The following is a 13,389-nucleotide window of genomic DNA, read 5'->3' as shown; positions in this document are numbered from 1 at the left end:
AAAATTATTTAGGATATATGGAACAGAGGGTGGTAAATAAAATTTCTATATCGAATATAACAATGAAAAATCCGGTACGGTTTATTAATCGAGAGTTTTCATGGCTACAATTTAATAATCGTGTTTTGATGGAAGCGGCTAATTCGAAACATCCTTTATTAGAACGTCTACAATTTCTTTCTATTTCAGCTGCAAATCTTGATGAGTTTTTTATGGTTCGTGTTGCAGGACTAGCAGCTCAAATTCGTGCTCGCGTTACAGCGTGCAGTGCAGATGGGCACACTCCACAGGAACAACTTGATATTGTATTAGCTGAGATTTTAAAGCTGCAGGCTCACCAACTACGAGAATTGAATGTTTTACGTGATGAATTAAAAAAGAATGATATTGAAATTATTTGTTCTGATGATCTTTCAGAAATTGAAAAATTATGGCTTGAAAAATATTTTCTTGAGACAATTTTTCCTGTTTTAAAACCTTTGCCTGTTGATTCTACTCATCCTTTTCCATTTATTCCTAATTTAGGGCTTTCTATTGCGCTTCAATTGTCTGGAGAAACTGATCAGAACTCACACACAGTGTTGTTGTCTATTTCAATGCTTTTAAGGCGTTTTATTCTTCTTCCTCAAGAAGGCAATCATTTTCGTTTTATTGCATCTGAAGATGTTATTTGCCTTTTTATTAAACATGTATTTCCTAACTATGAGGTTAAAGGAATTGGTACATTTAGAGTAATCCGAGATAGCGATATTGAAGTAGAAGAAGAAGCTGAGGATCTTGTTCACTTTTTTGAAATTGCTCTTAAAAGGCGGCGCCGTGGGCAGGTTATTCGAGTTGAGTTTGACGCAAAAATGCCAGAGAGTTTACGTCAATTTATAGCGAATAGTCTCGCTGTTCCTGATAATTGTATTAATGTTCTTGATGGATTTTTAGCGCTTAATACGGTATCAGAAATTGTTTCTATTCCTCGTGATGATCTCAAATTTATTCCTTATATTTCTCGTGTTCCAGAATGTATTCGTAAACATAAAGGGGATTGTTTTGCGGCTATTCGTGAAAATGATATTGTGATTCATCACCCCTATGAGACATTTGATGTTGTTGTCCAATTTTTACGTCAAGCTGCTTGCGATCCTGATGTTGTGGAAATCAAACAAACACTTTATCGTACATCAAATGATAGTCCAATTGTTGGCGCTTTGATTGAAGCAGCTGAACAGGGAAAGTCTGTGACTGCTTTGGTAGAACTTAAAGCACGTTTTGATGAGGAAGCAAATATTCGTTGGGCCCGAGATCTTGAATGTGCTGGGGTTCAAGTTATTTTTGGTTTTATTGCATTAAAAACGCATGCTAAGATGTCATTGGTTGTGAGACGTGAGGGAAAACGTCTTTGCTCTTATGTTCATCTTGGGACAGGAAATTATCATCCCATTAACGCTAAAACTTATACCGATCTTTCTTTTTTTTCCACAGATGATGATATCGCTCATGATGTTGCGTTATTGTTCAATTATATTGCGCAATATGAGCGTCCAAATGAAACAATGAAGATTGCTTTTTCACCCTTAACATTGCGTGGTCGTATCTTAGAGCATATTGAGGAAGAAATTGTTTACGCACAACAGGGAAGGTTTGCTGCTATTTGGATGAAAGTTAATGCATTGGTAGATCCTGAAATTATTGATGCTTTATATCGTGCTAGTCAAGCAGGGGTGCAAATTGATTTGGTTGTGCGGGGGATATGTTGTTTACGTCCTGGTATTCTAGGAATTTCGGATAATATTCGTGTAAAATCAATTGTCGGGCGTTTTCTTGAACATAGTCGCATTTTTTGTTTTGGGAATGGTCAAGATTTGCCTAATGAAAATGCAATCGTTTACTTAGGCTCTGCTGATATGATGCCTCGTAATCTGGACTATCGTATTGAAATATTGGTTCCAGTTTTTAATAAAATAGTCCGTCAAAAAATTCTTTTACAGATTATGTTAGCTAATATCATTGATAATCAACAAAGCTTTGATATACTTAAGGATGGAACATCAAAACGTATTACACCGCAGATAGGTGAAAGTCTATTTAATGCGCAGGAGTATTTTATGGCCAATACAAGTTTTGCGGGGGAAAATGAGTCTTTTGAGTCTTCTGTTTCGCGCTTGGTTGCGTTGCATCGGCAACAAGCCGAAATACATAAAGACTGAAATCCAATGACATATAGAGATGCTCAAGGTCGGTTAAAAGGGTGTAAGCCTGTTGCTGTTATTGACATTGGCTCAAATTCTGTTCGGTTGGTTATTTATGAGGGGCTTGTTCGATCACCAACAGTTTTGTTTAATGAAAAGATTCTTTGTGGTCTCGGTCATGGTGTGGCAAAAACGGGATTTTTAGAAGAAAAATCGATGAAAATGGCGTTGCAAACACTGAAACGGTTTCGTACGCTTTGTCGACAGATTGGGGCAGATGAGGTCTATACTTTAGCAACAGCAGCAGCACGAGATGCACAGAATGGCGTAGCATTTATTCAGCATGCTGAAGATATTTTGCAAAATAAAATATATCTTCTTTCAGGAAGTGAAGAAGCTATGTATTCAGCATATGGAGTTGTGTCTACTTTTTATCAACCAAAAGGTATTTCTGGGGATCTTGGTGGTGGAAGTCTTGAGCTGATTGATATTGATCATTCTGATGTTGGTGAAGGGATAACTCTTCCATTGGGTGGTTTAAGGCTACAGTATATGTCAAATAATGATAGTGCTGTAGCTACAAAAATTGTACATGAGCAATTTTATAAATCGTCTGTTGTTCGTACTCGTAAAGGTATAGCACGTTATTTTTATGCAGTAGGGGGGACATGGCGTAATTTGGCAAAACTCCATATGGCAATGAAACACTATCGGCTCCCTGTTATGCATGGCTATGAAGTTGATGCCGTTGAAATGGAGAACTTTTTACGTCTTGTAGCACGTGGCAATATTGATAATATGAGAGGGATTGCAGCGGTTTCTCAGAATCGTCGAAAACTTTTATCTTATGGGGCAATAGTTCTTATTGAACTCATTCAGTGTATGGAGTTTGAAAAGATAATCTTTTCTGGTGCTGGCGTTCGTGAAGGTTTTCTTTATTCACGTTTGCCGCAGGCGATTCGGCTTTCAGATCCTCTCATTGCAGCATGCACAGAAATGGCTATTTTACGGGCACGTTCACCAAAACAAGCAGAAGAACTCATTGATTTTACGACGAATGCTTTTGAAGTTTTTGGAATTTCAGAAACCGAAAATGAATGCCGTTATCGTCAAGCCGCTTGTCTTCTTGCAGATATTGGTTGGCGTATACATCCAGATTATCGAGGCAATGAAGCAGCAAATCAAATAGCTTTAGGATCTTATCCAGGAATTTCTCATGAAGGGCGCCTTTATGCAGCGCTTGCTGTTTTTTTTCGCAATACGAGTTTATTGGTTGATAAAGAATCTCTTCCCATTTTTCAATTAGCAACTCAAAATATAATTGAAAAAGCACGTATTCTTGGCGAAACTATGCGTATTGCTCATCTTTTTAGTGCTTCTGTTGCAGGAATTTTACCTCATTTATTGTGGCATAAAAAAGCAGATCATATTATCCTGCAGATCCCAAAGAATTACGCTGGGTTATTAGGAGAACGTCCTCTTGGACGATTACAGAAGTTATCAAAAATAATAAAACAACCTCTCGCTTTTGAAATTTTTTGATTTTTTTCTAATTTATTCGTGTTTTATGTCTTATAATAGGGCCATTGACAAGGGATAAACTAGGCAATCTATCATCACGAGCTGGACAATAGGACTTGTTCCATAACGCCCAAGCCAGACTCCATGCAAGGCATTTGTAATGCCCTGAGCATTCATAAAAGAAAACATAATTTTTTATTCTGTTATTTGCGTCACAGGATGGATTTTTCACTTCATAAGCTTCATGTGAAAATGAAAAGCCTTGTCCATTTTTACGTGAAAAGGTTTTCTTTTATGCTGCGTCGTTATAACGTTTCTGTTTAGCTTGCTCGATTATCTTGATAAGATTCGATTGTAACCAACGCGATAAAAAACAAAACTTTAAAGGTTTTGGAAGAGATCCATTGGTTACATGACGCTGGAATGTTGAAATACTCATATGAAACAGTTTTGCACTTTCACGGTCTGTCAAAAGAATATCATTTCAGTTATTATAAAATCCTTCCACTATAAAAAATAAAAATAAATCATAACTATTTATTAACCATGATTTTTGAATCCTTTGAAAGGTGTTTAATCTATAAAAAACAGAGCTTTATAATATAATTTCTTATGTAAAACTTTATGAGTCTTATTGAGATGGAATGAGAGAAACTTACGATATTCGGGGGCTAATTTAATATAAATAACGCTAGATTATCTTTATAAATAAATATATTGCCTTTGTTAGGTATGTTAGTTGTTATGCTGGATCGTTTTTGATTGTTAGATTGCAATCTCGGTAGTTTTTTTAATACGATATGGTGACGTGAGGCATTATATCTTTGTTTGTTCCGATTGCTAGGCTATTATTTTTGTAATGAATACGCTTTTATTATCAGAGCTTTTTCTTTTTAAAACTTTTAAATGAGGAGCTGTCTGTTTTTTTAGATTTTCTTAATAAGATTGCTATTTGATTGATCTAATAAAGATTTATCTGTCATTTTAATAAGAGTTTACTATTCAAGTTTTTAACTTTGTCAGAAGTAGGTTTTATTTATCCTATTTGCGTTGGCCTATAGGGCATACCAATTGATGTAGATTAATGGATTTTTAAAATAAAAATGTAAATTAAAGCTGTTTTGTGCTTATTTTTCCATCGTTAAAGTAAAATCCTATCTGGCCCTTTAGCAGTTGTTCGGCTTTTTGACCAAATATTTCATAGCGCCAGCCATTCATAGCGGGAATATTTTTCTTTATTCCTCCATTGGCAATTTTTTCTAAATCATTAGATGTTGCAATAATTTTAGGGGCAATGCTGTTTTCATTTGCAACAATTTTTAATAACACTTTGAGTAGATCGATAACAGCGGCCGTCGTATCATTGAGTGGATTATGTTTAGGAATGGGGGGTAAAGTAGAAAGATCCACCTCTAATCCTTCGTGGACAGCTTTGATTAATGATTGAGAAATTGAGAGTTTATCCCAGTTCTTATTAAGACTGCGCAACCGCTTTAATGCAGATTCATCTTTTGGTTGTTGGGTTGCTATTTCTATAAGACATTCATCTTTTATGATATGACGACGTGGCATATTGTATTTTCGTGCTTCACGTTCCCGCCAAGCTGCTATCTTTTGTAATACAGCAAGTTCACGTGGCTTTTTAATTTTTCCTTTCACTTTTTTCCATGCTTCATCTTCTGGCATATCATAGGTTTTAGGATTTAAAAGGATTGTTATTTCATCGTCCATCCAGTGAGCACGTTGATTTTTTTCTAACCTTTTTTTCAATAACAGGTAAACATCTCTTAAGTAAGTTACATCGGCAAGTGCATAGAGCAGTTGTTTTTCAGACAAAGGGCGGTAACTCCAGTCTGTAAAGCGGGAGGATTTATCAAGATGATGCCCCGTGCAGCGTTGTACAATTTGATCATAGGAGATAGAATCACCAAATCCACAAATTGATCCTGCTATTTGCGTATCAAAGAGAGGGGAAGGAATAACACCTCCAAGATGATAAATTGTTTCAATATCTTGGCGCGCAGCATGAAAAACTTTTACAACTTTTTTATCGATCATAAGGTCAAAAAAAGGTTGTAAATCAATATCTGGTGCTATGGGATCAATCAAAACTGTGACATCTGGTGATGCGAGCTGGATTAAACACAGTTGAGGCCAAAAAGTTGTTTCGCGGATAAACTCAGTATCGACTGTTACAAAATCAGAGGTACGTAGAGCGTTAAGTGCAATTTCAAGATCTGTTGTTTGTGTAATAAGATTCATCATTTTATTATAATTCGATAAATTAAATTTGTGCTTTATTGACTTTATTTTTGAGTTTTTATTCTCATATCTTGACAAATGGTTATTAAAAAGCGTTTGTAGCGCATGTGAATATTATAATCAAAGGCAAAAAACATGCACCGTTATCGCAGTCATCATTGTGCGGCTCTTCGTAGATGTGATGTAGGAACACAAGTTCGTCTTTCGGGGTGGGTTCATCGTGTTCGTGATCATGGAGGGATTCTTTTTGTGGATTTACGTGATCATTTTGGAATCACACAAATTGTTGCTGATCCTGCTTCACCAGCTTTTAAAGTTATTGAAAAAGTGCGTTCTGAATGGGTTATTCGTGTGGATGGGGAGGTGTGTGCACGTTCTGATGAGGTTATTAATGCAACGCTTCCAACAGGTGAGATTGAAATTTTTGCACAAGAGGTAGAAATTCTTTCGAAATCTGATGAGCTTCCTTTACCGATTTTTGGTGAGCCTGATTATCCAGAAGATATTCGATTAAAATATCGTTTTCTTGATTTGCGTCGGGAGACTATGCACAAAAATATCATGCGTCGGACTGAAATTATTGCGGCTATGAGACGGGCTATGCAAAATAATGGTTTTACGGAATTTACGACGCCACTTTTGACAGCTTCATCGCCGGAAGGAGCGCGTGATTTTTTGGTTCCAAGTCGTGTTCATCAGGGAAAATTTTATGCGTTACCGCAAGCGCCACAGCAATATAAACAATTGTTGATGATGTCAGGTTTTGATCGTTATTTTCAGATTGCTCCATGTTTTAGAGATGAAGATCCAAGGGCCGACCGTCTTCCTGGTGAATTTTATCAATTAGATGTTGAAATGAGTTTTGTTGAGCAAGAAGATGTTTTAGCAACTATGGAACCTATTATGCGTTCTATTTTTGAAGAATTTGCAGATGGAAAGACTGTGACACAAAGCTTTCCTCGCATTTCCTATGATGAAGCAATGCAAAAATATGGTTCTGATAAGCCTGATCTACGTAATCCGATCATTATGGAAGATGTTTCTCAGCATTTTTATAATTCTGGTTTCAAAGTCTTTGCTCAAATTTTAGCGAATGATGAGAATGCTCAAGTGTGGGCTATTCCAGCTAAAACGGGTGGAAGTCGTGCTTTTTGTGATCGTATGAATGTATGGGCACAAGGTGAGGGGCAACCAGGGCTCGGTTATATTTTTTGGCGTGAAGAAGAAGGAAAATTTGAAGGAGCAGGGCCTATCGCCAAAAATATTGGTGAACAGAGGACTGAAGCAATCCGTATACAGCTTGGGCTTGAAAGTGGGGATGCCTGTTTTTTTGTAGCTGGCGATCCAAAAAAGTTTTCATCTTTTGCCGGAGCCGCACGCACAAGGGTAGGAGAAGAATTAGATCTTCTTGATAGAGATAGTTTCTCTTTGGCGTGGATTGTTGATTTTCCATTTTTTGAATGGAATGAAGATGAAAAAAAGATTGATTTTGGACATAATCCTTTTTCTATGCCTCAAGGGGGAGAAAATGCCCTTGCCTGTCAAGATCCTCTTACTATTAAAGCTTTTCAATATGATCTTGTTTGCAATGGTTATGAAATTGCATCAGGTGGAATTCGTAATCACTTACCAGAAATGATGCTTAAAGTTTTTGAACTTGTAGGACTTTCTAAGGAAGTTGTGAAAGATCGTTTCGGTGGTCTTTATCGTGCATTCCATTATGGGGCTCCACCACATGGTGGTATGGCTGCAGGAATTGACCGCATCATTATGCTGTTGCAAGGTGTTAAAAATTTGCGTGAAGTTGCTTTATTTCCTATGAATCAACAGGCGCTTGATCTTTTGATGAGTGCTCCGTCTGATGTTTCTCCTACACAATTACGTGATTTAGGAATCCGCATGGCTCCTACTCACAAAAATAGCTCATAAAGTTGATAATGGATTGTTTTCATCTTTTCTACGTAGAGTGAAGTTTTGATGCCTTTCAAGAGCTATCGGTGTGTGTGGTTGTTTGTGAAATTTAGATAGGTAAAAACGCTAGTGTGTTGATTCTTTACGAGGCATTTTTATTCCTTGTTTCTATAGTGGCTCTTCCACTTGTGATAGGTGAGGAAATGATTATGATTGCTTGATCATGAATAAATTAGAAATGAAAGAACTCTATAATATTCGGGAGTCTCATTTTAGTTGAAAAAAATGAATTATCTTTATGTGTCAATATATTATTTATTTTTTATTGAAGTTTTTACAACGTTGTAGCAGAGAATTGTGTCTCTTCGTTTTTATGAAAATAATGTGATTTTCCATTCTATGGACTTACTCTAAAAAGTTTAAATTTCATAAGTTTTGAATATTTTTTAGTTTTTCATAGAAAAACTGAAGGGGATTGTTATACAATTTATCTTTATAATAAAAGATGATGTTTGAAAGGTGCTTTTGTCATTCCAGAAAGGATGAAATAACTCTTTGTAGGCAGTTAATTATCGTCGGATTTGACAAAGCTTTCAATAAATTACTTAGGACAAGGGGGACGGACATGTATAAATTTTTCAAATTGATATAATTTTCTGTTCATGTTCTAATTGCAGCGTTTGTTTTTATGTAATTGACTTTTAATAAAAAAGTCGACTCATAGAAGATTTCACTAAATAAATCCTATAAGATAATTTCTTATTATTGTGGGAATTGTTGTTTTAATACTATGTCTGATAAAATGAATTTACCTTTTGATAAAGAACATATTGAACCAATAGAATTACGCTCTGCTTTACAGGAACGTTATTTGGCTTATGCACTTTCTACGATTACACACCGTGCATTGCCTGATGTACGTGATGGATTGAAGCCGGTCCACCGGCGGATTGTTCATGCGATGCGTCTTCTCAAACTAAATCCTGGACAGTCTTATGCGAAATGTGCGCGGATTGTTGGTGATGTCATGGGAAAATTTCATCCTCATGGGGATGCGTCTATTTATGATGCCTTGGTGCGCTTGGCTCAAAGTTTTGCTGTTCGTTATCCGTTGGTTGATGGGCAAGGCAATTTTGGTAATATTGATGGTGATAATGCTGCTGCCATGCGTTATACGGAAGCACGTATGACTGAAGTGGCTGCATTGTTACTTGAAGGAATTAATGAGAATGCTATTGATTTTCGTTTAACCTATAATGAGGAAGATGAAGAGCCGGTTGTTTTACCAGGAGCTTTCCCTAATCTTTTAGCAAATGGTTCTTCTGGTATTGCTGTTGGTATGGCAACATCTATTCCACCCCATAATGTTGCTGAGCTTTGTGATGCAGCACTCCATTTGATTGCGCATCCCGATGTAAATGATGAGGCATTAAATCAATTCGTTCTTGGTCCTGATTTTCCGACGGGGGGAATTTTAGTTGAACCTAAAAAAAGTATTGAGGAATCCTATCGTGTTGGGCGTGGATTCTTTCGCTTGCGTTCACGTTGGCATCAGGAACCTGGTAGCCGTGGTTCTTATGTGATTGTTGTGACTGAAATTCCCTATCAGATTCAAAAGTCACGTCTTATTGAAAAAACAGCAGAGTTATTGCTTGCACGCCGATTGCCAATGCTTGAGGATATCCAAGATGAATCAGCAGAAGATATCAGAATCGTGCTGGTTCCTAAAAATCGGTCGGTTGATCCGGAGCTCCTTATGGAGTCTCTTTTTAAATTGACTGACTTTGAAGTAAGATTTCCCCTCAATCTGAATGTTTTGTCTTTGGGAAAAATACCCAATGTTCTTTCTTTGCGAGAAAGTTTGCAGCAATGGCTTGAACATCGTCAAGAAGTGCTTATTCGTCGCTCTCATTATCGGCTTGATCAAATTGATAGCCGATTGGAAATTCTTCATGGATATCTTATTGCCTATTTAAATCTCGATGAGGTCATTCAGATTATTCGTGAAGAGGATGAACCGAAAAAGAAGCTGATTAATCGGTTTGAATTAACAGAAAATCAAGCTGAAGCTATTCTTAATATGCGCTTGCGTTCTTTGCGTAAACTTGAGGAATTTGAAATTCGTAAAGAATTTGAAAGTTTGAAAGCTGAAAAAGAAAAACTACAGAATTTGTTAGCTTCTCCTATAAAACAGTGGAAAATAATTTCAGAAGAAATCAAAAAAGTTCGAAACACTTTTGGTCCTGAAACACTCTTGGGGAAAAGACGTACGACGTTTGAAGAGGCACCAAGACATGATCTTGATGATATTCAACAAGCAATGATCGAAAAAGAACCGATTACTATTGTTATTTCTGAAAAGGGGTGGATGCGCGCTTTGAAGGGACATTTGACCGATTATAAAGCGCTTTCTTTTAAAGAAGGAGACAGTTTAAAGTTAGCATTTCCGGCATTTACAACCGACAAGATTGTGCTGATCAGTACGGGTGGAAAGTTTTTTGCTATTGGTGCAAATAGTTTACCTGGAGGGCGGGGACATGGTGAACCTATTCGTCTTTTAGTTGATATGGATGATGAGCACGATGTTCTCACAGCTTTTGTGCATCGCGCCGAGGAAAAATTGCTCTTGGTTTCATCTCACGGTAATGGTTTTATTGTTTCTTCTGCAGAAGTGATCGCCAATACACGAAAAGGAAAGCAAGTGATGAATGTGAAAGCTCCTGATAAGGTAAAGCTTTGTGTTCCGGTAAATGGTGATCATGTGGCTGTAGTCGGTGAAAACCGTAAAATGCTTATTTTTTCTATTGAACAAATACCAGAAATGAATCGCGGTAAAGGTGTTCGTTTACAGCGTTATAAAGAAGGTGGTGTTGTTGATGCCAAGACTTTTAATTTATCAGAAGGCTTAAGTTGGCAAGATACAGCTGAACGAATCTTTAACCGTCAGGCGGACGATCTCTTTGAATGGATGGGAACGCGTGCGGGAGTTGGGCGTTTGGTTCCAAAAGGATTTCCAAAATCAGGAAAATTTATTAATTAAATGTATTTTATAAATGGGGAAAATTCCCTATAGTTTTATGATTGTTTAAGATATTAATTTATAAGGATAATTTATTATTTTTTATATTGAAAGAAAGACCTAAAGCGTAAGTTTTTCTCTTATTTCGATCTTGTTCAGGTTAAATCAATCAAAACTGTTTGTTTGCCTATCATGAGATGAGAGACCAGCCCGTCTTCATAAAAACTATTGAAGAAAAGAATAAAAATATTTTTTAATAAACCGTTTCACATACAAGAGTTGTTGCAACAATAGGTATGTTTGTTTTTTCACATTATACCATTTATGGGTGCTGTCGTGAAATGATTTGATATTTCGAGAGCTGTACCTTTAAACAAACAATGTGAATGTTAACACAAGAGTGTTCTATTTGGAGATGTTTTATTTTGTCTGATAGGTTTATCTTCTTATTGTTTCTTATTGTTCAAGAGAGATGTTATTAATCTTTCATAGTAATATTTATTCGTTAGGATTACTATGATATTGTCTAAAAAGATGACCACGTTCAGCCCATAAGACGAGAAGTATGGCAGTGAGACTCAGAAAGAAAAATCCTGCTGAGTTTGGGATGGTTGTTTCATCAAATTGTTGGGCAATAAAAAAGCTAAGTCCTGCACCGATAGATGTTTGAAGAAAGCCGGATACAGAAGAAGCTGTTCCAGCTATTTCTCCTACAGGTTCAAGAGCGAGTGTATTGAAATTGGCCATAATACCACCGCAGGTAAACATTAATATACAATATAACGTCATATAAAAAGGAAAAGGGATAACACCACCTGCTAAGATGGACCCAATAAACCAAATGCATGAAGCGGCACAAAAGAGCAAAAGCATAGTATGAGCAATACGCCGCATTCCAAGGCGTCCAACGAGTTGAGAGTTAAAGAATGATGATAGAGCTTGAAATGCAGCACCAACTGCAAAAGCAATAGGGAACCAAAGTCCTAGATTATAGATCCCTTCATATGTTTGTTGTGATGTATTAACGGCGGTAAAGATACAGCCTAAAATAATGGAAGTTGCAAGTGTATAGCAAAGTGTTGTGCGATTGGTTATTACAATCCATAAGTTGTGTTTAACTGAAAAAAAGGAAAGAGAGCGTTGCGTATAAAGAGTTTCAGGCAAGCGCAGTTGAATCCAAATCATCAGTCCTAAACCAATCATTGCCATGAAAATAAAAATATATTGCCAATGTCCGAGCAGTAAAATAATCTGTCCTGTTGCGGGACCAACCATTGGTGCAACAAGAAAAACCATCATAACAATAGACATAACTTCTGCCATTTTTCGACCACTGTAAAGATCACGTACGACGGAAACTGTAAGAACCCGCATAGCAGCCCCTCCAATACCTTGCAAGATACGTAAAATAAGCAAGAGAGAAAAATCAGTTACAAAGGCACAGCCAATCGCCGTAAATGAATAAAAAGCAAGCCCGAGAAGAATAAGTTTACGTCGTCCATACCTATCGCTTATTGGACCGAAAAATATTTGAGCAATGCCATAGCTAATAAGATAACTCGAAATGATATAATGTTGATCATTTTCATTGAGAACATTTAAGCCGTCTAAAATATTGGGCATAGCTGGCAGCATAATATCAACAGCTATAGCGTTAATAGCCATAAGCGAAGCAATAAGAATAACAAATTCTTTATAGCCAATTTTGTTTCTAATCGCATCTCTATGCGTTTGTTCATCGACTGAATATGACATATGGCATCCTTGAAATAAAAATTTCGTCTGAAAACAGCTCTTTTTAAGAGTCTGAATAAAATGAAAGATACCTATGATTGATTACAGGGAATATTTTTTTCGTTCAAAAGTTCCTGTAACTCATTGTTTTGAAACATCTCTTTAACAATATCACAGCCTCCGATAAATTCACCTTTGATATAAAGCTGTGGAATTGTTGGCCAATTTGAGTAATCTTTAATCCCTTGACGCAATTCGTTAGAAGTTAAGATATTAATCCCTTTATAATTCAATCCTAAATAATCAAGGATTTGAACAACTTGTCCTGAAAACCCGCATTGCGGAGCGTCAGGTGTTCCTTTCATGAATAAAATGACGTCGTTTGTTTTAATTTCGTTGTCAATAAAATCATGAACAGTGGTCATTTTTATCCCTCGATATTTCAGATTTTTATCAGTGTGTAATTTATATTCATACTGCTTTTAATCGTATTAAATGTGTGAATGCAAGAAGAAATTTTAGATTATTTTGGGACATTTGTTTGCAACATTAAGGCGTGAAGGTCATTTCCCATATTGCCTTTAAGGGCATCATAGACCATTTTATGTTGTTGAACACGGGTTTTACCACGAAAACTTTCAGAAATAACTTCTGCAGCATAATGTTCCCCATCTCCAGCAAGATCACGAATTGTTACAGTAGCATCAGGAATGCCTTCACGAATAAGCGTTTCAATTGCATGGGCACTCATTGCCATCATTA

Annotated in this window: 9 protein-coding genes; 4 read left to right on the top strand and 5 right to left on the bottom strand. The window is 36.6% G+C overall.

The features are described from left to right. Nucleotides 1–17: 17 nt before the first annotated feature. Together PVV63_RS06700 and ppx are read left to right on the top strand one after the other, a co-directional pair. Nucleotides 18–2,198, top strand: a complete 2,181-nt coding sequence (locus tag PVV63_RS06700) for an RNA degradosome polyphosphate kinase (protein WP_273791190.1) — start codon at nt 18–20, stop codon at nt 2,196–2,198. A 6-nt stretch (nt 2,199–2,204) separates the two neighbouring features. Further along, nucleotides 2,205–3,722: an exopolyphosphatase gene (ppx, locus tag PVV63_RS06695; protein ID WP_273791189.1), complete on the top strand. Its 1,518-nt coding sequence runs from the start codon at nt 2,205–2,207 to the stop codon at nt 3,720–3,722. Nucleotides 3,723–3,993: 271 nt separating this feature from the next. Here the strand turns inward: ppx and PVV63_RS06690 are convergent, their stop codons facing one another. Together PVV63_RS06690 and rnd are read right to left on the bottom strand one after the other, a co-directional pair. Next, on the bottom strand, nt 3,994–4,179 hold the full coding sequence (locus PVV63_RS06690; RefSeq protein ID WP_273791207.1) for a DNA-binding protein: 186 nt from the start codon (nt 4,177–4,179) through the stop codon (nt 3,994–3,996). 632 nt (nt 4,180–4,811) lie between these two features. Then, nucleotides 4,812–5,966 carry a ribonuclease D gene (gene rnd, locus PVV63_RS06685; protein ID WP_273791188.1) on the bottom strand — a complete coding sequence of 385 codons (1,155 nt, stop codon included), beginning with the start codon at nt 5,964–5,966 and terminating at the stop codon, nt 4,812–4,814. 132 nt (nt 5,967–6,098) lie between these two features. Here rnd and aspS point away from each other — a divergent pair, with 132 nt between their 5' ends. Next, nucleotides 6,099–7,892 (top strand): aspartate--tRNA ligase, encoded by a 1,794-nt coding sequence (aspS, locus tag PVV63_RS06680; RefSeq protein ID WP_273791187.1) that lies wholly within the window; start codon nt 6,099–6,101, stop codon nt 7,890–7,892. Between the two features lie 772 nt (nt 7,893–8,664). After that, nucleotides 8,665–10,914, top strand: coding sequence for a DNA topoisomerase IV subunit A (gene parC / locus PVV63_RS06675; RefSeq protein ID WP_273791186.1), 2,250 nt, complete (start codon nt 8,665–8,667; stop codon nt 10,912–10,914). 477 nt (nt 10,915–11,391) lie between these two features. Here parC and PVV63_RS06670 read toward each other — a convergent pair whose 3' ends face one another. The 3 genes from PVV63_RS06670 to PVV63_RS06660 form a co-directional block, all read right to left on the bottom strand. Beyond that, the gene (locus tag PVV63_RS06670) at nt 11,392–12,648 is read right to left on the bottom strand and encodes a multidrug effflux MFS transporter (RefSeq protein ID WP_273791185.1); all 1,257 of its coding nucleotides are present in this window, start codon (nt 12,646–12,648) and stop codon (nt 11,392–11,394) included. A 71-nt stretch (nt 12,649–12,719) separates the two neighbouring features. Then, nucleotides 12,720–13,052 (bottom strand): Grx4 family monothiol glutaredoxin, encoded by a 333-nt coding sequence (gene grxD, locus PVV63_RS06665; protein WP_273791184.1) that lies wholly within the window; start codon nt 13,050–13,052, stop codon nt 12,720–12,722. Between the two features lie 98 nt (nt 13,053–13,150). Next, on the bottom strand, nt 13,151–13,384 hold the full coding sequence (locus tag PVV63_RS06660; protein ID WP_273791183.1) for a BolA family transcriptional regulator: 234 nt from the start codon (nt 13,382–13,384) through the stop codon (nt 13,151–13,153). Between the last annotated feature and the right edge of the window lie 5 nt (nt 13,385–13,389).

The sequence above is a fragment of the Bartonella sp. CM31XJBT genome (assembly GCF_028618555.1).
Classification (GTDB): domain Bacteria; phylum Pseudomonadota; class Alphaproteobacteria; order Rhizobiales; family Rhizobiaceae; genus Bartonella.
This window is presented reverse-complemented; position numbering and strand designations above follow the sequence as displayed.